The following is a 20194-nucleotide window of genomic DNA, read 5'->3' as shown; positions in this document are numbered from 1 at the left end:
CGTCCTTCAAGCAGATTTCGGGATGAGACGCTCAAACAGCGCCTCGACAGTATTGAAACGTTCTTCCGGACGCTCCATCGGCACCTGGAATTTGAACATCGTCGCGCCTTCGAACTTGTAGCGCTTGGGCTGCGTCTGGATCAGCTTGATCAGGGTCATCGGGTCAACCGGCGTCTGCGCCTCGAATTCGATACGTCCGCCTTGCGGCCCGCCGTCGACCTTCTTGATGCCGAGCTTTTCCGCTTGCAGTTTCAATGCGGTGATCCGCACCAGGTTCTTGGTCGGCTCCGGCAACAGGCCGAAACGGTCGATCATCTCGACCTGCAGATCCTTGAGGCCTTCCTCGTCGGTGGCCGAGGCGATGCGTTTATACAGAATCAGCCGAGCATGCACATCCGGCAGATAATCTTCCGGAATCAGCGCCGGCACCCGCAGGTTGACTTCCGGGCCGCCGCCCAGCGGTTGATCGAGGTTTGGCTGCTCGCCCTTGCGGATCGACTTCACCGCGCGCTCGAGCATTTCCATGTACAGGGTGAAGCCGACGGCCTGAATCTGCCCGCTCTGACCGTCGCCGAGCAGTTCGCCAGCGCCACGGATTTCCAGGTCGTTGGTGGCCAGCACAAAACCTGCGCCGAGGTCCTGGGTATTGGCGATTGCCTCCAGACGCTTTTCCGCGTCCGAGGTGATCTGCTGGCGCGGCGGCGTCAGCAGGTAGGCGTAAGCCTGGTGGTGACTGCGGCCGACGCGGCCACGCAATTGGTGCAGCTGCGCCAGGCCGAACTTGTCGGCGCGTTCGATGATGATGGTGTTGGCGCTCGGCACGTCGATGCCGGTCTCGATGATGGTCGAGGCGATCAGTACGTTGAAGCGCTTGTGGTAGAAGTCGCTCATCACCTGTTCGAGTTCACGTTCGCGCATCTGCCCGTGGCCGATACCGATGCGCGCTTCCGGCACCAGTTCGGCGAGGTCGGCGGCGCACTTTTCGATGGTCTTCACATCGTTGTGCAGGTAGTAAACCTGACCGCCGCGCAGCAGTTCACGCAGCAGGGCCTCTTTGACCGTGCTCTTGTTCTGCTCCATGACGAAAGTGCGCACCGACAGGCGTCGCGCCGGCGGCGTGGCGATGATCGACAGGTCGCGCATGCCCGACACTGCCATGTTCAGCGTGCGCGGAATCGGCGTCGCGGTCAGGGTCAGGATGTCGACCTCGCTGCGCAGGGCCTTGAGCTGTTCTTTCTGGCGTACGCCAAAACGGTGTTCTTCATCGATGATCACCAGCCCGAGGTTTTTGATCTTCACATCGTCGGACAGCAGCTTGTGCGTGCCGATGACAATGTCGATCTTGCCTTCCGCCAGATCGGCGATCGCCGCGTTGACTTCCTTGGCCGACTTGAAGCGACTCATCACTTCCACCGTCACCGGCCAGTCGGCGAAGCGGTCGCGGAAACTGTTGTAGTGCTGCTGGGCGAGCAGGGTGGTCGGCACCAGAATCGCCACCTGACGACCGCCGTGCACGGCGATGAACGCGGCGCGCATGGCCACTTCGGTCTTGCCGAAGCCAACGTCGCCGCAGACCAGGCGATCCATCGGTTTCGGCGCGAGCATGTCTTCGCGCACGGCCTCGATGGTCGCTTGCTGATCCGGCGTTTCTTCGAACGGGAAACCGGCGCTGAAGGTGGCGTAATCGGCCTTCGGGTCGGCGAAGGCATAGCCTTCACGGGCGGCGCGACGGGCATAAATATCGAGCAATTCGGCGGCGACGTCACGCACCTGCTCGGCGGCTTTGCGCTTGGCTTTCTGCCAGGTTTCCGAGCCGAGGCGGTGCAGCGGCGCGAGCGAGTCGTCGCTGCCGGTATAGCGCGCGATCAGGTGCAGGTTGGCCACCGGCACGTAGAGCTTGGCGTTCTCGGCGTATTCGAGGGTGAGGAATTCGGCGGCCTGATTATCGATTTCCAGAATCGTCAGGCCCAGATAGCGCCCGACCCCGTGGTCGATATGCACCACCGGCGCGCCCTCGCGCAGCTCGGTGAGGTTCTTGATTACCGCATCGTTGCTGACGTCGCTGCGCTTCTCGCGACGACGACGTTGCATGACTCGTTGGCCGAACAGCGGACTTTCCGCCACCAGCGCCAGCGCCGGGTCGTCAAGCAGCAGACCTTCGTCGAGCGGGGCAATGGTGATCGCCAGACGATCCTTGCTGGCGACGAAATCCGGCCAGCTGTCGACGGTTTTCGGCCGCAGCTTCAGGCGTTCCAACAGTTCCAGCAGGACTTCGCGACGGCCCGCCGATTCGGCGGTGAACAGCACGCGCCCAGGGAACTCTTCGAGGAAGCCGGCCAGCGCCGCCAGCGGTTGCGTGGCCTTGGCTTCGATGGCCAGATCCGGCAGCGCATGTGCCGGGAAGCGTTCACGGCCGACGCCGGATTCAACGTCCTGTTGACTGGCAACGACCCGTGGCCAGTTCTTCAGGCGCGCGAAGCAGTCTTCCACCGGCAGGAACAGTTCGGCCGGTGGTAATAAAGGACGCGATGGATCGACGCGGCGTTCTTCGTAACGATTGCGCACGTCGTTCCAGAAGTTTTCCGCCGCCTGCTCGATGCCCGGCAGCGAGAACACCTGGGTGTCCTGGGGCAGGTAATCGAACAGCGTCGAGGTTTCGTCGAAGAACAGTGGCAGGTAGTACTCGATGCCGGCCGGAGTGATACCGCTGCTCAAATCCTGAAAGATCGGGCAACGGCGAAAATCGACGTCGAAGCGTTCACGGAAGCGCGCCTTGAAGCGGGTCACTGCGTCTTTCTGCAGCGGGAACTCGCGGGCCGGCAGCAGCTTGACCGACTCGACCTTGTCGATCGAACGCTGGGTTTCCGGATCGAAGGTGCGCAGGGTTTCGATCTCGTCATCGAACAGGTCGATGCGATACGGCAGCTTGCTGCCCATCGGGAACAGGTCGATCAACGCGCCGCGTACGGTGAACTCGCCGTGTTCGTAAACCGTGTCGACATAGCGATAGCCGCTGGCTTCGAGCCGTGCGCGCATCTGTTCGACGTCGAGTTTCTGGCCGATATCCAGCACCAGGCTGCTGCCGAGGAGGAATTTGGTCGGCGCCAGGCGATGCAGGGCGGTGGTGATTGGTACCACCAGCACGCCGTGGGCCAGTTCCGGCAGGCGATAGAGGCTGGCGATGCGCTGGGAGATGATGTCCTGATGCGGCGAGAACAGGTCGTAGGGCAGGGTTTCCCAGTCGGGGAAATGCAGCACGGGCAAATCCGGGGCGAAGAAACTCAGCTCCTGTTCCAGCCGTTCGGCGCTTTGGCTGTCGGCGGTCAGCAGCAGGGTAAAGCGCTTGGCAGCGCTGGCAGCCTCGGCAATCGCCAGGCTGAGGGCGGCACCGGGCAGATTGCCCCAGTGCTGTTTACCTGCCTCGGCAGGGAGTAGCGGTAGACGCAGAACAGGCACGGAAGGTTGAGCTCCAGGCGTTGCGACAAAGTCGGTAATTGTAGCGGCCTAGGGTGCCGCCTGTCAGTTGCAGACTGCGTCTATCTTCACGGTTTGGACGAAATGTAGTGGTAACCATAAAAACGAGCACTTTTTTCAGGGTTATGTAGTGCCGAAACCGGGTGGTGTTACGGAGGGTTACAGACATCGTCTAACAGTCGTCGAAAAATTGACTGCGCTGAAAGCCCCGGTTTTACTGGGCTGGAGAAAGGCGTAAATTTTTTGAACGGAATTTTGTTACCGGTTGCGCGACAAGCGCGCATTGCTGAAAGGGCTTCTCGGCGGCATAATGTAGCCCCTTTTTTCTGCCCCTACATGTGGAAGGTTACCGTGACTCAGAAGCCCGACCAGTGTCTTGGTGAATGGATCGACCGTGAAGCACTCGCAGAAGCGATGATCCCGCTTATCGGTCAGCTCTACCGCAATAACAACGTGGTTAGCTCGATCTATGGCCGCAGCCTGATCAACCAGTCTGTCATCGCGATTCTCAAAGCTCACCGCTTTGCTCGCCACCGTTCTTCCGACGACAGCGAACTCTCCGTCCACGAAACATTCCCACTGCTCAAGGCCATGAGCGAGCTCAAGCTCGGCGCGGCGTCGGTGGATCTGGGCAAGCTGGCGTTCAAATTCCGCAATGAAGGCAACGGCCGCAGCGCCGAGCAGTTCGTGCGTGAAGAGATGGCTGACGTGGTTGGCCAGCAGAACGCCTCGGCCCGCAAAGGCACCGACGTTGTTCTTTATGGCTTCGGTCGTATCGGCCGTCTGCTGGCGCGCATCCTGATCGAGAAAACCGGTGGTGGCGACGGCCTGCGTCTGCGTGCCATCGTCGTGCGCAAAGGCGCCGAGAACGACCTGACCAAACGCGCCAGCCTGCTGCGCCGCGATTCGGTACACGGTTCGTTCAACGGCACCATTACCATCGACGAAGAAAACAACACCATCACCGCCAACGGTAACCTGATCCAGGTGATCTACGCGAAGAACCCGACCGAGGTGGATTACACCCAGTACGGCATCAAAGACGCGCTGCTGGTGGACAACACCGGTGTATGGCGTGACGCCGATGGCCTGGGTCAGCACCTGGCCTGCCCAGGCATCGACCGCGTTGTTCTGACCGCGCCTGGTAAGGGCAAGCTGAAGAACATCGTTCACGGCATCAACCACGGTGAAATCACCGCTGACGACAAGATCGTCTCGGCAGCTTCCTGCACCACCAACGCCATCGTGCCGGTGCTCAAAGCGGTCAACGACAAGTTCGGCATCATCAACGGTCACGTCGAAACCGTTCACTCGTACACCAACGACCAGAACCTGATCGACAACTTCCACAAGGGCGATCGCCGTGGCCGCAGCGCCGCGCTGAACATGGTGATCACCGAGACCGGCGCCGCTACCGCTGCTGCCAAGGCTCTGCCTGAGCTGGCCGGCAAGCTGACCGGTAACGCGATCCGCGTTCCGACGCCAAACGTGTCGATGGCCATTCTCAACCTCAACCTTGAGAAAGCCGCCACCCGCGAAGAGATGAACGAGTACCTGCGCTACATGGCGCTGCATTCCGAACTGCACAAGCAGATCGACTTCGTTAATTCGCAGGAAGTGGTGTCGACCGACTTCGTTGGCTCGCGTCACGCTGGTGTGGTCGACGCTGAAGCGACCATCGTGCAGGATAACCGCGTCGTTCTGTACGTTTGGTACGACAACGAGTTCGGCTACAGCTGCCAGGTGGTTCGCGTGATGGAAGACATGGCTGATGTGAATCCGCCAGCGTTCCCGCGCTAAGCTTCAGGCTTGAATGAAAACGCCCCGGCATTTTGTCGGGGCGTTTTTGTTTATGGGCCTGTTGGATTTTCGGTGTCCTTGCCGGCCTCTTCGCGAGCAGGCTCGCTCCCACACTGGATCAGTGTCGTTCACAATCTTCTGTGGGAGCGAGCCTGCTCGCGAAAGCATTCTGTCAGGCGCCGCTGGCTACCGAAGCCTGCGCCGTGCGCAACTCATGCCGGTTGCCACGGAACAGCACCAGTGTTGCAATCAATCCCAACACCGCCGCGCCGCTGAGCCAAATGCCCGGTGCAGCCTTGTTGTCCAGCACATGAATCAGATAGGTACACGCCGCCGGCGTAAAGCCGCCGAACGTCGCTGTCGCCAGGCTGTAGGCCAGAGAGAAACCGGTCGTGCGCACTTCCACCGGCATGATCTCGGTCAGCGCCACCACCATCGCGCCGTTGTACGAGCCATAGAGGAAGGACAGCCATAGTTCGACAATCAGCAAATGGCTGAAGCTCGGGTTCGCCACCAGCCACGACAGCGCCGGATAAGCCGTTAAAATCGCCAGAATCGTTGCCGCCAGTAGTAAGGGTTTTCTCCCGATCTTGTCGGATACCGCGCCCATCACGGGCAGCCAGAAGAAATTCGACAAGCCGATGCACACCGTCACCAGCAAGGCGTCGAGGTCCGACAGATGCAGCTCAGCCTTGCCGAACGTCGGCGTGTATGCGGTGATCAGGTAGAACGACACCGTGGTCATCACCACCAGCGCCATGCCGGCAATGACGATGCCGAAGTTCTGACCGATCGAGCGGACGATCTCGCCGAGGGTAGGGCGGTGGGTCCGCGCCTGGAATTCCGGAGTTTCTTCCAGCGAGCGACGGATGAAAAAAATCACCGGCACGATCATGCAGCCAATCAGAAACGGTACGCGCCAGCCCCATTCGCCCATTTGCTCCGGACTCAGCCAATGGTTGAGACCGACGCCGAGCAAGCCAGCGAAGACTACCGCAGCCTGTTGGCTGGCCGACTGCCAACTGACAAAGAACCCTTTGCGGCCGGGCGTTGAAATTTCCGCCAGATACACCGACACGCCGCCCAGTTCCACGCCCGCCGAGAAGCCTTGCAGCAGGCGGCCGAACAACACCAGTAGCGGTGCTGCTACACCGAGCGTCGCGTAGCCGGGCACGCAGGCAATCAGCACCGTACCCGCAGCCATCATCGCCAAGGTGATGATCAAGCCTTTGCGCCGTCCGTGACGGTCGATATAGGCACCGAGGAAAATTGCCCCGAGCGGGCGCATCAGGAAGCCGGCGCCGAAGGTCGCCAGCGACAGCATCAGCGAAGCGAAGGCGCTGTCGGTGGGGAAGAAGGTTTTGGCGATGGCCGTGGCATAGAAGCCGTAGACCATGAAGTCGAACATTTCGAGGAAGTTGCCGCTGACAACGCGAAAGATCGCTTTGCCTTTGCCCGTGGTGGAGGACATGGGAGGTACTCACTGTTCAATTTTGTATAAAGGCGTTGCAGCCATGGGGAAGCGAGCGGGCGCTTGTAGTTCATAATGGCCGCCGTGGTTTTGCGGGGAGATGAAGAATTGTTAACTGGACGCTGGTGGGGGCCTGTGGTGTTGGCGGTGGCGATCGGCGGCTGCGGCAACGGCGATGCCCTGGAACAGGTCGGCGGCTCGACCATGGGCAGCACCTGGTCGGTCAAGTACGTACGCCATGCCGGGGTCGCCGATCCTGCACGAGTGCGCGGTGAAGTGGAGACCATCCTCGGCGAAGTTGATCAACAGCTGTCGACTTACCGCAGTGACTCCGCCATCGAACGTTTCAACGCGTTGCCCGCCGATAGCTGCCAAGCCATGCCGGCAGCGGTGCTCGAATTGGTCCGCATCGGCGAACAGCTTTCAACGCAAAGCGAAGGCTCCTACGACCTGACCGTAGAGCCGCTGCTGGACCTCTGGGGGTTTGGCCCGCAAGGACGCGAAGAAAAGGTCCCGGATGCGGCCGCTCTGGCCGAGGTCATGCAGCGGGTCGGTCATCAGCACCTGCGCATCGACGGCGAGCAGTTGTGCAAGGACGCCGCCGTCGAAGTCGACTTCAACAGCATTGCCGCCGGTTACGCCGTGGATACCATCGCCGCCAGATTGCAGGACATGGGCATCGACAATTATCTGGTCGAAGCCACTGGCGAACTCAAAGCCCGGGGCAAGAAGCCGGATGGTTCCGCGTGGCGCATCGCTCTCGAAGAGCCTCGCGATGACCAGCAAGTGGCCGAGCGGATTATTGGTGTCGACGGCTATGGCGTATCCACCTCCGGCGACTACCGCCACTATTTTCTGCAGGACGGTCGGCGTTATTCCCACACCTTCGATGTACGCAGCGGGCGACCGGTCCTACACGACCTGGCGTCAGTCACGGTGATTCATCCTTCAGCGTTGATGGCCGATGGACTATCGACGCTGTTGCTGATTCTGGGGCCGGAAAGGGCGCGGGACTATGCCCAAAAGCATGACATTGCTGCATTCTTTGTCTTGCGTGCCGATACAGGTTTCGTCACCCGCAGCAGTCCGGCATTTGCGCAGCTTGTCGGTGAAAAAAACTGACTGAGGACAAGACGAAAGCTGGCGTTGTAGTGCAGGCAAAAGTAGCCTACGACGCGACCAAGGGTTAATGTGCGCGGCGTTGACGCTTCTATAGACTGTGTCCGGGTTCTTCACTGGCCCCCAATTGTTCCTTCGCGCCGCCGTTCGGCGTGATTTAGCCGCCGGTGCTGCTGGCACCGCGGCCTGTTCTGAGGAGTACGCATGGCTGTCTACAACTACGACGTGGTGGTACTGGGTTCCGGCCCGGCGGGAGAAGGCGCGGCAATGAACGCCGCCAAAGCGGGGCGCAAGGTCGCGATGGTCGACAGCCGTCGCCAGGTCGGCGGCAACTGCACCCACCTCGGCACCATCCCGTCCAAGGCACTGCGTCACTCGGTGCGGCAGATCATGCAGTTCAACACCAACCCGATGTTCCGCGCGATCGGCGAGCCACGCTGGTTCTCCTTCCCGGACGTGTTGAAAAGCGCCGAAAAAGTCATTTCCAAACAAGTCGCCTCGCGCACCGGCTACTACGCCCGTAACCGCGTCGACGTGTTCTTCGGTACTGGCAGCTTCGCCGACGAGCAAACCATCGAAGTGGTCTGCGGCAACGGCGTGGTCGAGAAGCTGGTGGCCAAGCACATCATCATTGCTACCGGTTCGCGTCCGTATCGCCCGGCGGACATCGATTTCCACCACCCGCGCATCTACGATAGCGACACCATCCTCAGCCTCGGTCACACCCCGCGCAAACTGATCGTTTACGGCGCAGGTGTGATCGGCTGCGAATACGCATCGATTTTCAGTGGTCTGGGTGTGCTGGTCGAGCTGGTCGACAACCGTGGCCAGTTGCTGAGCTTCCTCGACTCGGAAATTTCCCAGGCGTTGAGCTACCACTTCAGCAACAACAACATCACCGTGCGTCACAACGAAGAGTACGACCGCGTCGAAGGCGTGGACAACGGCGTGATCCTGCACCTTAAATCCGGCAAGAAGATCAAGGCCGACGCCTTGCTCTGGTGCAACGGCCGTACCGGCAACACTGACACGCTGGGTCTGGAAAACATCGGGGTCAAGGTCAACAGCCGTGGCCAGATCGAAGTCGACCAGAACTACCGCACCTGCATAGAGAACATCTACGGCGCCGGTGACGTGATCGGCTGGCCAAGCCTGGCCAGTGCCGCCCACGACCAGGGTCGTTCGGCCGCTGGCAGCATCGTCGACAATGGCAGCTGGCGCTTCGTCAATGACGTACCGACCGGCATCTACACCATTCCGGAGATCAGCTCGATCGGCAAGAACGAGCAGGAGCTGACCCAGGCGAAAGTGCCGTACGAAGTCGGCAAGGCCTTCTTCAAGAGCATGGCGCGGGCGCAGATTGCCGGCGAGCCGCAGGGCATGCTGAAGATCCTCTTCCATCGCGAAACGCTGGAAGTGCTCGGCGTGCACTGCTTCGGTTATCAGGCGTCGGAGATCGTTCACATCGGTCAGGCGATCATGAACCAGCCGGGCGAGCTGAACACCCTGAAGTATTTCGTCAACACCACGTTCAACTACCCGACCATGGCCGAAGCCTATCGGGTAGCGGCGTACGACGGCCTCAACCGGCTTTTTTGACGGGCTCCGGCCGGTGGCCTGAGCCGGCCGGGGAGACCGATTTCAGCAATTCTCAAGGGTGGCAGTGGCCAAACCGGGAAAGTCTGTAATCAGGCTGTCAACGCCGAAGTCGGCGAGTCTGCGCATCAGTGCAGGCTCGTTGACGGTCCACACCGACACATGCAGGCCCTGACGCTGCGCCTTCTGCAGGCGTTCCGGCGTACACAGCGTCCAGTTCAAGGCGAGAATCTCGCAGCCGTAGCTCGCCGCCACCTTCAACGGATCGAGCCAGGCGTATTCGGCCACCAGGCCACGGGATACGTCCGGTACCAGATCCAGCGCTGCCTTCAAGACTTCCCGCGAACTCGAGGTGATCGTCACTTTGTCGAGCAGGCCGTGGCGCTGAGCCATTTCTCGAATCGCCAGCACGGTAGTCGCCGCGCGGGTGCGTGATGCGCTTTTGACTTCCAACTGCCAGTGCTCGAAATCACATTGCTCGAACAACTCTTCCAGTGTCGGAATCGGGCACGGCTTGATCCAGCCCGGGCCGCCCTTGCGCGCGTCGTAGGTGACCAGTTGGGCGGCGGTGTGCTCGACGACCTTGCCGCGACGCTCGGTGGTGCGCTTGAGGGTCGGGTCATGAATGACCATCAGCTCGCCGTCCTTGGACAGGTGCAGATCCAGTTCGCAGCGGCGCACGCCGTGTTTGAGGCATTCCTGAAAGCTGCGCAGGGTGTTTTCCGGTGCTTCGCCCTTGGCGCCGCGGTGGCCGTAGATGAGGGTCACGGTGCTTCCTTAAAGTTAAATGCCGGATTCGTTCTGTTCGCGGGCCAGACGGCGTTCCTGAGCCTGCTTCTGCAAAATGTAGCGAGCGAGCAATTGGCGCTGGGCATCGGTCGGACGCTCGAACTCGGTGCCGACGTCATAGCCATCGCCCTTGGGGTCGCAATGGGTGACCCGGGCGCGCAGCAGCAGGCCCAGCGCCTGCGGCATCAGCACCAGCTTCACCGACAGGTGTGCGCCAGTGGCAATCGGGGTCGGGTACTGAAAGTCGATCCCACCCTCGGAGATAATCACCGGCTGCGGCTCGCCGATTTGGCCGAGCACGGTCAGGGCGATCACCTGGCTGAGCAGGTCGATGCGTTTGTTCTGCGATTTGAGGAAGGCCGCGATGGCGCGGTCGCGCTCGCTGATCTGCCGCAACAGGTGCTGCGACTCGAATTCGCTCAGGTGCAGTTCGCTGAGCAGGTTGAAGAGCGGGGAAGCATCCTGCAACACTTCCTGGCCTGCGGCTTCGGGAGCGGACAGGGGCCGAATTTCCAGTGCGATCGTGTCCTCGATACGGTAGTATTCGCGGCGATCTTCTTCATCTAATGTCGACATGGCGAACCCATGGTAGCGGCGGTGGTCTGAGTGTAAAGCTGGTTTTCGACCCCCGCCACAAGGACGTTCCTTTTCCCTCCGAACAAGCCCCGACATGTTCAGACCTCTCTTCGTATTTATCGGCACGCGTTATACCCGTGCAAAGCGTCGCAATCATTTTGTGTCATTCATTTCCCTGACTTCGATGATCGGGCTCGCCCTTGGCGTGGTCGTGATGATCGTTGTGCTGTCGGTGATGAACGGCTTCGACCATGAGATGCGCACCCGCGTGCTGGGCATGGTGCCCCACGCCACCCTTGAGACCGGTGAGCCTATCAACGACTGGCAAAGCCTGGCCGACAAGGTCAGGCAGAACCGGCAGGTGACGGCGGTGGCGCCGTTCACCCAGATGCAGGGCCTGCTGACCAACAACGGTCAGGTTTCCAAGGTGCTGCTCAATGCCATTGATCCTGCGCTGGAGCGCAATGTGTCGATCATCGACAACTTCATGAAGCAGGGCAAACTCGACGACCTGACACCGGGCAGCTTCGGCATCGTCATCGGCGACAAGGCGGCGACCAAGCTCGGCGTCGGCATCGGTGACAAGGTCACCTTCGTCGCGCCGGAGGTCAGCGTGACCCCGGCCGGGATGTTCCCGCGCATGAAGCGCTTCACCGTGGTCGGGATTTTCCATGTCGGCGCCGGTGAGCTCGACGGCTACCTCGGCGTGACCAATCTGCAGGATCTGGCGAAAATGCACCGCTGGAAAGCCGATCAGGTGCAGGGCCTGCGGCTGAAGTTCGACGACCTGTTCCAGGCCCCGCGCGAGGCGTGGAACATCGCCCAGCAGCTCGGCGAGGATCGTTACTACGCCCGCGACTGGACCCGCACCCACGGCAACCTGTATCAGGCGATCCGCATGGAAAAAGCCATGATCGGCTTGCTGTTGCTGCTGATCGTCGCCGTCGCTGCGTTCAACATCATTTCCACGCTGGTGATGGTGGTCAACGACAAGAAGGGTGACATCGCCATTCTGCGCACCCTCGGCGCGACACCGGGCACGATCATGCGCACGTTCATGGTGCAGGGCACGGTGATCGGCGTGGTCGGCACGGCCATTGGCGCGGTAGTCGGGATCCTCGCGGCACTGAATGTCAGTGCGGCCATTTCGGCGCTTGAAGGGCTGATCGGCCACAAGTTCCTTAATGCTGACGTGTATTTCATTGATTATCTTCCTTCGCAGGTACAGAGCCAGGACGTCGTCATGGTCTGCGCCGCTGCGTTGGTCCTGAGTTTCCTCGCCACCCTGTATCCCGCCTGGCGTGCCGCGCGCACCCAGCCGGCGGAGGCGTTACGTTATGAGTGAGTCGGGCATGAGTGAACAAGCAATTCTGAGCTGCCGTAACCTGGGCAAATCCTACGAGGAGGGTCCGGAGTCGGTACAAGTGCTGGCCGGCCTGCAACTGGAGTTGCACCCTGGCGAGCGTGTGGCGATCGTGGGTAAATCCGGTTCCGGCAAGAGTACCTTGCTCAACCTGCTCGGCGGTCTCGATACGCCGAGCAAAGGCAGTGTCTGGCTCGACGGCGAAGAGCTGTCGGCATTAAGCGAGAAAAAGCGTGGCCTGCTGCGCAATCGCGCGCTTGGTTTCGTTTATCAGTTTCACCACCTGCTGCCGGAATTCACCGCGCTGGAAAACGTCTGCATGCCGCTGTTGATCGGCAAGACCGCCATCCCGGAGGCGCGTCAGCGTGCCACGGCATTGCTGGAGCGCGTCGGGCTGGGCCATCGTCTGGAACACAAACCGGCCGAGCTGTCCGGTGGTGAACGTCAGCGCGTGGCCATCGCCCGCGCCCTGGTCAACAACCCGGGGCTGGTGATGCTCGATGAGCCAACCGGCAACCTCGACCTGCACACCGCCGAAGGCATTCAGGATCTGATGCTGGAGCTGAGCACTTCGATGCGCACGGCGTTCCTGGTGGTGACGCACGACATGAACCTGGCTCGCCAGATGGACCGCGTCCTGCAATTGCAGGAAGGTTGCCTCACTCCCATCTGACTGGCTGAAACCCGGCGCCCGTAACGGCGCCGGGTCTTTTATTTCTATACGGTGCCCCAGCGAATGTTCAGACCGTTATCGATCTTTATCGGCACGCGCTATACCCGCGCCAAGCGCCGCAATCGCTTTGTTTCGTTCATTTCGATGACCTCGATGATCGGCCTCGCCCTCGGCGTGCTGGCGATGATCGTGGTGCTGTCGGTGATGAATGGCTTCCAGCGCGAGATGAGCTCGCGCATCCTCGGCATGGTCCCTCACGCCACCATCGTCGGCGTCAAGCCGATCGACGATTGGCAGCCAGTGGCCGCCGCTGCGATGAAAAATCCCGAAGTGACGGCCGCCGTGCCGTTCACCGAGATGGAAGGCATGCTGTCCTACAAGGGTTCGATGCAGCCGATTCAGATCAGCGGCGTTGATCCGGCCCAGGAAGGCAAGGTGTCCATCGTTGCCCAGCACATCGTCCAAGGGCGGCTCGATGCCTTGAAGCCGGGCGAATTCGGTGTGGTGATCGGTGAGATCACCGCACGGCGTTTCCGCCTCAATGTCGGCGACAAGATCACCCTGATCGTTCCGGAAGTCAGCACCGCGCCGGGCGGGATCACTCCGCGCATGCAGCGCCTGAATGTGGTGGGCGTGTTCAAGGTCGGCGCCGAGCTGGACGGCTCGATGGGCCTGATCCACGTCGCCGATGCTGCGACCATGCAGCACTGGCAGCCGAATCAGGTGCAGAGCGTGCGCCTGGCGGTCAAGGATCTGTACGCGGCGCCGAAAGTGTCTGCGGACATCGCCAGCGGCCTTGGCGCCGAGTTCAAGGCTGACGACTGGACCCACACCCAGGGCAGCCTGTTCAGCGCGATGAAAATGGAAAAAACCATGATCGGCCTGCTGTTGCTGATGATCGTCGCGGTGGCGGCGTTCAACATCATCGCGACGCTGATCATGGTGGTGAACGACAAGGGCGCCGACATCGCGATCCTGCGCACCATTGGCGCTACGCCCCGGCAGATCATGGCGATCTTCATGGTCCAGGGCACGGTGATCGGTATTGTCGGCACGATCATTGGCGGTGTGCTGGGCGTGATTGCCGCGCTCAACGTCAGTGAGCTGGTCGGCTGGGTCGAGCGTGTGACCGGCCAGCATATCTTCAGTTCGGACGTGTATTTCGTCAGCAATCTGCCCTCGGAACTGCAGGGTGGGGATGTGCTGTTGATCTGCTCGGCGGGGTTCATTCTGAGCTTTTTGGCGACGGTGTATCCGGCGTGGCGGGCGGCGAAGATCGAGCCGGCGCATGCGTTGAGATATTCGTAACCTTTAGACCGCCTTCGCGAGCAGGCTCGCTCCCACAGGGGAGCGCCTCCTCTGCAGAGAGCAGGCTTGATGTCACAGGAGAGCGCTTCCTCTTCAGAGAGCAGGCTTGATGTCACAGGGGAGCGCTTCCTCTTCAGAGAGCAGGCTTGATGTCAAAGGGGGGCGCTTCCTCTGCAGAGAGCAGGCTTGATATCACAGGGGAGCGCTTCCTCAACAGAGAGCAGGCTTGATGTCACAGGGGAGTGCATTCCAACTGTGGGAGCGAGCCTGCTCGCGCAGGGGCCGGACCTGCTGGCCTCAATTCTGCTTCGGTAACTCAATCACAAACCGAGTAACTCCCGCCCCCGATTCGCAATGAATCGTCCCGCCATGCGCCCGCACGATCGACTGGGTGATCGCCAGACCCAACCCCGCATGCTCACTGCTGCCTTCCTGCCGCGCCGGATCCGCCCGATAGAAGCGGTCAAACAGACGTGGCAGTAATTGCGCTGAAATTCCCTCGCCACTGTTCTCGACGCAGACGCGCACGGCTTTCGCCTCGTCGACGATGCTCAAGCGCACATAACCCTCGGCCGGGGTAAACCGCAGCGCGTTATCCAGCAGATTCGACAAGGCCCGGCGCAACATGCCGCGATCACCTTCTATACGCGCCGCCCCCTCACGGCTAAGGCGAACGCCAGCGTCTTCCGCCAATGGCGCAAAAAACTCCAGCAGCATGTCGGCCTCATCCGCCAGCTCCAGCGGTTCGCGCTTGGGCATCAGCAAGCCGTGGTCAGCCTTGGCCAGGTAGAGCATGTCGTTGACCAGTTGCGCCATCCACTGCAGTTCTTCGAGGTTGCTGTGCAGCGCTTCGCGGTAATCCTCCAGTGCCCGTGGGCGGGTGAGGGTGACCTGGGTGTGGGTCAGCAGATTCGACAGTGGCGTGCGCAGCTCATGGGCGATGTCGGCGGAGAATGCCGAGAGGCGCTGAAACGAATCGTCGAGGCGTGCGAGCATGGCGTTGAAGCTGTAGGCCATTTCCGCAAGCTCTGGCGGCATCTTCTCCTCAGGCAGTCGGGCATTAAGCGATTGCGCGGAAATCCCACGGGCCACGGCGCTCATGCGGCGCAACGAGCGCAGACCACTGCGCGCGGCCCAGGCCCCGAGCAGGGCGGTGGCCAGCGCTGACAGGCCGACGGTCAGCCAGATCAGATGCTGCATGCGCGCAAGGAAATGCTGGTGATGGGTGATGTCCAGCAGCAGCGTCAGTTGCGGCGAATCCGCTGCGTCCGGGTAGAGCGGGGCGCGGAGCACGCGGTAATCAGTGCCGTCATGGCTGATCGTCGACAGGCCGGTTTGCAGCGGCAGATTCTTCGGAATCTGCACCGAGCTGTCATACCAGTGTTGCCCGTCGCCACTGGTGATGCGCAACGACAGATCCGCCTGACGGCTGAGTTCATCGGCCAGCCGCGCCTCGCGCTGGGCAGGTTGGAGATCCTGCAAGGCGCGGCGCAGGCCGATCAGTTTCGTCTCCAGTTGTTGCTGGTCAAGTTCGATGAAGTGCGCCTCGCTGGCGCGGTCGAACAGCACCCCGGCGAACAGCGAGACCACCGCAGTGCAGGCGGCAAACAACAGCGCCAGGCGCGTGCTCAAGGACAAACGACGCATCAAAGCGCACGCTCTTCGAGCACGTAACCCATGCCGCGCACGGTGTGGATCAACTTGTTGGGGAAGTCATCGTCGATCTTCAGGCGCAGGCGGCGGATCGCCACTTCGATGACGTTGGTGTCGCTGTCGAAATTCATGTCCCAAACCTGCGAGGCGATCAGCGATTTGGGCAGGACTTCACCCTGACGGCGCAGGAGCATTTCCAGCAGGGCGAACTCCTTGGCGGTCAGGTCAATGCGCTGGCCGCTGCGTTCGACCCGGCGGCGGATCAGATCCAGGCGCAGATCGGCCAGTTGCAAGCTGGTTTCCTGGGCGATCGCGCTGCCGCGCCGCAACAGGCTGCGCACTCGGGCGAGCAATTCGGAGAAGGCGAACGGCTTGACCAGATAGTCGTCTGCGCCCAGTTCGAGGCCGTGAACCCTGTCCTCCACGGCGTCTTTGGCAGTAAGAAAAAGTACCGGCGTCTCGAGGCCGGCGCTGCGCACCGCTTGCAGAATCTGCCAGCCACTGCGCCCGGGCAGCATCACATCGAGGATCAACAGCGCGTACTCGCCGCTCAAGGCCAATTGCTGGCCGCTGATGCCGTCAGCCACCAGCTCGGTATTGAACCCGGCCTCTGTCAGCCCCTGGCGAAGGTATTGGCCGGTTTTCGCTTGGTCTTCAACGATCAACAGTTTCATGGGCGACTCGGGCGGGGTTGGTATGTAGAAGGGCGAGGGCGTTATACCGTGAGATCCGGCGATAAGCATCAAGCTGACAAAGTTGTAATCTGCCTGTCAGGTCGATGCCAGCCCTGGGTGGTTAAAGTTTCCCACAGGCTGAACCTTCTCTTGTTGGAGTACGACCATGTTTTTGCGCACCTCCCTGAAAATAGCAGTCTGTCTGCTGGCATTGAGTTCGCCGGCCTGGGCGACCCCGGCGCACACCTACGCCTTCGGCCAGCCGGCAGCGGCGAGCCAGGCCACGCGCAGTATCGAAATCGTCATGGGCGACATGAACTTCGACCCGAAAGCCCTACAGGTCAAGGCCGGTGAGACGGTTCGCTTTGTGCTGGTGAATAAAGGCCAGTTGCTGCACGAATTCAACCTCGGTGATGCGGCGATGCATGCCAGTCACCAACAGGAAATGTTGCAGATGCAGCAAAGCGGCATGCTTACGCCTACCGGCATAAAAGAAATGTCCCACGACATGGCGGGCATGGATCACGCGGCGATGGGCCATGGCATGCAGCATGACGACCCCAACAGCGTGCTGGTCGAACCGGGCAAAACCGCCGAGCTGACCTGGACCTTCAGCAAGGCCACGGCGCTCGAGTTTGCCTGCAATATCCCCGGGCATTATCAGGCCGGCATGGTCGGCAAACTGACAGTCAGTCAGTAAGCACTCAAAGGCGCGGGCAAAGGCTGGTAGAATCCGCTGATTCTTCAGTCAGGTTTCCGCCATGCATCCCGCAGCCGAACATTCGCCGCTGGGCAAATCCAGCGAATACATCGCCACTTACACGCCCTCCCTGCTGTTCCCGATTCCGCGCACCGCGAAATGGGCCGAGCTGGGCCTGACCGCCGAAACCCTGCCGTATAAAGGCGTGGATTTCTGGAACTGCTTCGAGCTGTCGTGGCTGCTGCCCTCGGGCAAACCGGTGGTGGCGATCGCTGAATTCAGCATCCCGGCAGACTCGCCGAACATCATCGAATCGAAGTCGTTCAAGCTATACCTGAACTCGCTGAATCAGACGCCGTTCGCCGACGTCAGCACATTGGAAGCGACGCTGGTCAAGGATCTGTCCGCCGCTGCCGGCAAACCGGTGGGCGTGCGGGTGCGCAGTCTGAAAGACGTCGAAGCTGAAGGCGTTGTGGCGTTGCCGGGCGTGTGCATCGACGATCTGGATATCAGCGTGAGCAATTATGAGCATCCGCGTCCGGAGCTGCTGCGTTGCGATGATTCGCGCGTGGTCGAGGAGAGCGTGCACAGCCATCTGCTCAAATCCAACTGCCCGGTGACCAGTCAGCCGGACTGGGGCAGCGTTGTAGTGGAGTATCGCGGCGCCGCGCTGGATCACGCCAGCCTGCTGGAATACATCGTCAGCTTCCGCCAGCACTCGGATTTCCATGAGCAATGCGTGGAGCGGATTTTTCTCGATCTGCAGCGGTTGTTGAAACCGGAGAAGCTCACCGTATTTGCGCGATATGTTCGGCGCGGCGGGCTGGATATCAACCCGTATCGCAGTACCGAAAGCGTACAGCTGCCGAATCATCGGCTCGTACGTCAATAAAGAACCGGAATGTGCGATATCCCTTGTGGGAGCGAGCCTGCACGCGAATGCGGTGTTTCATTCAACGATGATGTCGACTGACACGACGCCTTCGCGAGCAGGCTCGCTCCCACAAGGGCTTGCATGCACATTTTGCAAATGAAAAAGCCCTGCCATCGCTGGCAGGGCTTTTTTGTGCGGCGGGGCGTCAGATGCCCATGCTGCCCAGCGTATTCATGATATTGCGCAGGGTGCCGGCGATCGCCGGGTGTTCGACTTCGAAGCGCTCGACCGCCAGGTTCACGCCGTCGGCGATGCTTGCGTCCTGGGTGGCAGTTTCCAACTGGATTTCCGATTCGATCTGCGCCATCAGCGCATGCAGATCTTCACGTTCGACTTCCGACAGCGGTGGATTGTGTTCCAACTGCTCGCGCAGGGTATCGAGCTGTTTTTGCAGTTCTTGGGCGGGCATGGTGGTTTCCTTTTATCAATAGGCACTGGCATTGACCGCAGCCACGCGCCAAAGGTCTATGGCTGACCTTTAGATTAATCCACTCTCGGTAAACCTGCATGACGCCGATCAGGGCTTTTCACCTTTGGCGCGGCGCAAGCTGATGTCGGTGAGGCAGGCGTCCAGTTCGCCGAGATGATCGATCACCGAATGCACGCCCAAGCCAAATAACTGCACGGTTGCCTTGCCGCGCAACTGTTCGCGTTCCTTTTGCGAGAGCGATTGCCACTCGCTCGGGCTCAGGCCGCACAGCGAGCCACAGGAGGCCAGACCAATCGTCCACAACCCGGCATTCAGGCCAGCCTGCAGCAGGCGCGGCTCACCGCTGACCAGTACGCAGCCATCGAGTCGATCGATGTTCAGATCCATCAAGGCTTGCCAGCACGCATTGGGTGCTGGCCATGGATTCATTGTTGCTGAATGTTGCGTAGGCTTCACCCAGTCCGGCAGCGAGGCGGCCAATGACAGAGTCAGGGCAGGGGGCAATTCGTCGAGCCACGCACAGGGAATCCGCTGGCGCTGCAAACTCTTCAGGCTATCGAGGGCGCCGGGGGTGAATTCGGCGTGTTCTGGACGGGCGTCGAGCTGTTGCGCAGCGCGGGCACCGAAATCCACCAGGCAACCGCTCAGGCCGAACAATACGGCAGTCAGACTGGGCGCGGCGACGGGCAAGGTTTCGGCGTGAGTCATGGCAACGTCCCTGAAATAACGCTCAAGGCTAGGGCGCGCGGGTGACAGTTGCATGACAGGCCGGTGAAAGTCGGCGTAGGAAACTTCCTGCATATCCTTGCTGCGGCGCACTGCCCAAATCGCCGTTTACGCTTATACTAGCGGCCTCAATGCACGGGCCGAGCGTCCGCGCCAGTATCAAATCCAAGGAGTTTTTCTATGCGCTGGAGCCCTTCGCTCACTCAGCTAAGTGTTTGTGCCAGCCTGTTGCTGGCGCCGTTCGCCACTCAGGCGGCCACCGAAGAAGACCCTTGGGAAAGCGTCAACCGGCCGATTTTCCAGTTCAACGACTTCGTTGATACCTACGCGCTGAAGCCATTGGCGCAGGGTTATGAGTTCATCACTCCGCAGTTCGTTGAAGACGGCATTCACAACATGTTCCGCAACGTCGGTGACGTCACCAACCTGGCGAACAACATCCTCCAGGCCAAACCGGCTGCGGCGGGCGTTGATACCGCCCGACTGATTTTCAACACCACCTTCGGTCTGCTCGGCTTCTTCGACGTCGGCACCAAGATGGGCTTGAACCGCAGCGACGAAGACTTCGGTCAGACCCTCGGTTACTGGGGTGTGGGCAGCGGCCCGTACGTGATGCTGCCGCTGATGGGGCCGAGCACCCTGCGTGACGCACCGTCGAAATACGTCGACAGCTTCACCGGCCCATACCGCTACATCGACCACGTGCCGACGCGTAACTCGATCTTCGGCCTGAACATCGTCGACACCCGCGCCAGCCTGCTGTCGAGCGAGAAGCTGATCAGCGGTGACAAATACACCTTCATCCGCAATGCTTACCTGCAGAACCGCGAGTTCAAGGTGAAAGACGGTCAGGTCGAAGACGATTTCTGATTTCGACCGATTCCAAAAAGGCGACCCTCGGTCGCCTT

17 protein-coding genes are annotated in these 20194 nt (G+C 60.8%); 9 read left to right on the top strand and 8 right to left on the bottom strand.

The features are described from left to right. Positions 1-6: 6 nt before the first annotated feature. Entirely contained in the window at positions 7-3456 is a 3450-nt protein-coding gene (mfd, locus tag AB4N53_RS10775) for a transcription-repair coupling factor (protein WP_024013632.1), read from the bottom strand. 354 nt (positions 3457-3810) lie between these two features. Between mfd and AB4N53_RS10770 the strand changes: the two genes are divergently transcribed. Then, positions 3811-5274, top strand: coding sequence for a glyceraldehyde-3-phosphate dehydrogenase (locus tag AB4N53_RS10770; protein ID WP_016775482.1), 1464 nt, complete (start codon positions 3811-3813; stop codon positions 5272-5274). A 172-nt stretch (positions 5275-5446) separates the two neighbouring features. Here the strand turns inward: AB4N53_RS10770 and tcuC are convergent, their stop codons facing one another. Then, positions 5447-6745 carry an MFS transporter gene (gene tcuC / locus AB4N53_RS10765; RefSeq protein WP_041477332.1) on the bottom strand — a complete coding sequence of 433 codons (1299 nt, stop codon included), beginning with the start codon at positions 6743-6745 and terminating at the stop codon, positions 5447-5449. A 75-nt stretch (positions 6746-6820) separates the two neighbouring features. Between tcuC and AB4N53_RS10760 the strand changes: the two genes are divergently transcribed. Continuing rightward, positions 6821-7867 (top strand): FAD:protein FMN transferase, encoded by a 1047-nt coding sequence (locus AB4N53_RS10760; protein ID WP_460120400.1) that lies wholly within the window; start codon positions 6821-6823, stop codon positions 7865-7867. Positions 7868-8068: 201 nt separating this feature from the next. Continuing rightward, positions 8069-9463 carry a Si-specific NAD(P)(+) transhydrogenase gene (gene sthA, locus AB4N53_RS10755; RefSeq protein WP_039760770.1) on the top strand — a complete coding sequence of 465 codons (1395 nt, stop codon included), beginning with the start codon at positions 8069-8071 and terminating at the stop codon, positions 9461-9463. A gap of 42 nt (positions 9464-9505) precedes the next feature. On the opposite strand, the gene AB4N53_RS10750 is transcribed toward sthA, so the two are convergent. Both AB4N53_RS10750 and AB4N53_RS10745 read right to left on the bottom strand, forming a co-directional pair. Beyond that, positions 9506-10228 (bottom strand): glycerophosphodiester phosphodiesterase, encoded by a 723-nt coding sequence (locus AB4N53_RS10750; RefSeq protein ID WP_460120398.1) that lies wholly within the window; start codon positions 10226-10228, stop codon positions 9506-9508. A gap of 15 nt (positions 10229-10243) precedes the next feature. Beyond that, complete coding sequence (locus AB4N53_RS10745; protein WP_350570859.1) at positions 10244-10825, bottom strand: PilZ domain-containing protein; 582 nt, start codon at positions 10823-10825, stop codon at positions 10244-10246. Positions 10826-10919: 94 nt separating this feature from the next. On the opposite strand from AB4N53_RS10745, the gene AB4N53_RS10740 reads away from it, so the two are divergent. The 3 genes from AB4N53_RS10740 to AB4N53_RS10730 all read left to right on the top strand — a co-directional run bounded on the left by AB4N53_RS10740 (position 10920) and on the right by AB4N53_RS10730 (position 14169). Beyond that, positions 10920-12170: a lipoprotein-releasing ABC transporter permease subunit gene (locus AB4N53_RS10740; RefSeq protein ID WP_041477329.1), complete on the top strand. Its 1251-nt coding sequence runs from the start codon at positions 10920-10922 to the stop codon at positions 12168-12170. Next, the gene (lolD, locus tag AB4N53_RS10735; protein WP_024013628.1) at positions 12163-12861 is read left to right on the top strand and encodes a lipoprotein-releasing ABC transporter ATP-binding protein LolD; all 699 of its coding nucleotides are present in this window, start codon (positions 12163-12165) and stop codon (positions 12859-12861) included. The genes AB4N53_RS10740 and lolD overlap by 8 nt, the downstream gene beginning before the upstream one ends. 63 nt (positions 12862-12924) lie before the next feature. After that, on the top strand, positions 12925-14169 hold the full coding sequence (locus tag AB4N53_RS10730; RefSeq protein ID WP_125918340.1) for a lipoprotein-releasing ABC transporter permease subunit: 1245 nt from the start codon (positions 12925-12927) through the stop codon (positions 14167-14169). A gap of 297 nt (positions 14170-14466) precedes the next feature. On the opposite strand, the gene AB4N53_RS10725 is transcribed toward AB4N53_RS10730, so the two are convergent. Next, a complete protein-coding gene (locus AB4N53_RS10725; RefSeq protein WP_460120393.1) occupies positions 14467-15816 on the bottom strand; it encodes a heavy metal sensor histidine kinase in 1350 nt (449 codons plus the stop codon). Further along, positions 15816-16496 carry a heavy metal response regulator transcription factor gene (locus tag AB4N53_RS10720; protein ID WP_460120390.1) on the bottom strand — a complete coding sequence of 227 codons (681 nt, stop codon included), beginning with the start codon at positions 16494-16496 and terminating at the stop codon, positions 15816-15818. Before AB4N53_RS10720 ends, AB4N53_RS10725 begins: the two co-directional genes overlap by 1 nt. A 166-nt stretch (positions 16497-16662) precedes the next feature. On the opposite strand from AB4N53_RS10720, the gene copI reads away from it, so the two are divergent. Beyond that, positions 16663-17196, top strand: coding sequence for a copper-resistant cuproprotein CopI (gene copI / locus AB4N53_RS10715; RefSeq protein ID WP_460120388.1), 534 nt, complete (start codon positions 16663-16665; stop codon positions 17194-17196). Positions 17197-17257: 61 nt separating this feature from the next. Continuing rightward, entirely contained in the window at positions 17258-18088 is an 831-nt protein-coding gene (gene queF / locus AB4N53_RS10710) for an NADPH-dependent 7-cyano-7-deazaguanine reductase QueF (RefSeq protein WP_460120386.1), read from the top strand. Between the two features lie 187 nt (positions 18089-18275). Here queF and AB4N53_RS10705 read toward each other — a convergent pair whose 3' ends face one another. Both AB4N53_RS10705 and AB4N53_RS10700 read right to left on the bottom strand, forming a co-directional pair. Further along, the gene (locus AB4N53_RS10705; protein WP_460120384.1) at positions 18276-18539 is read right to left on the bottom strand and encodes a DUF4404 family protein; all 264 of its coding nucleotides are present in this window, start codon (positions 18537-18539) and stop codon (positions 18276-18278) included. A gap of 108 nt (positions 18540-18647) precedes the next feature. Continuing rightward, positions 18648-19268 carry an HAD family phosphatase gene (locus AB4N53_RS10700; RefSeq protein WP_460120382.1) on the bottom strand — a complete coding sequence of 207 codons (621 nt, stop codon included), beginning with the start codon at positions 19266-19268 and terminating at the stop codon, positions 18648-18650. Positions 19269-19466: 198 nt separating this feature from the next. Here AB4N53_RS10700 and AB4N53_RS10695 point away from each other — a divergent pair, with 198 nt between their 5' ends. Continuing rightward, on the top strand, positions 19467-20156 hold the full coding sequence (locus AB4N53_RS10695) for an MlaA family lipoprotein (RefSeq protein WP_122508321.1): 690 nt from the start codon (positions 19467-19469) through the stop codon (positions 20154-20156). Positions 20157-20194: the final 38 nt, after the last annotated feature.

Source organism: Pseudomonas sp. H3_E04 (assembly GCF_054668915.1).
This window is presented reverse-complemented; position numbering and strand designations above follow the sequence as displayed.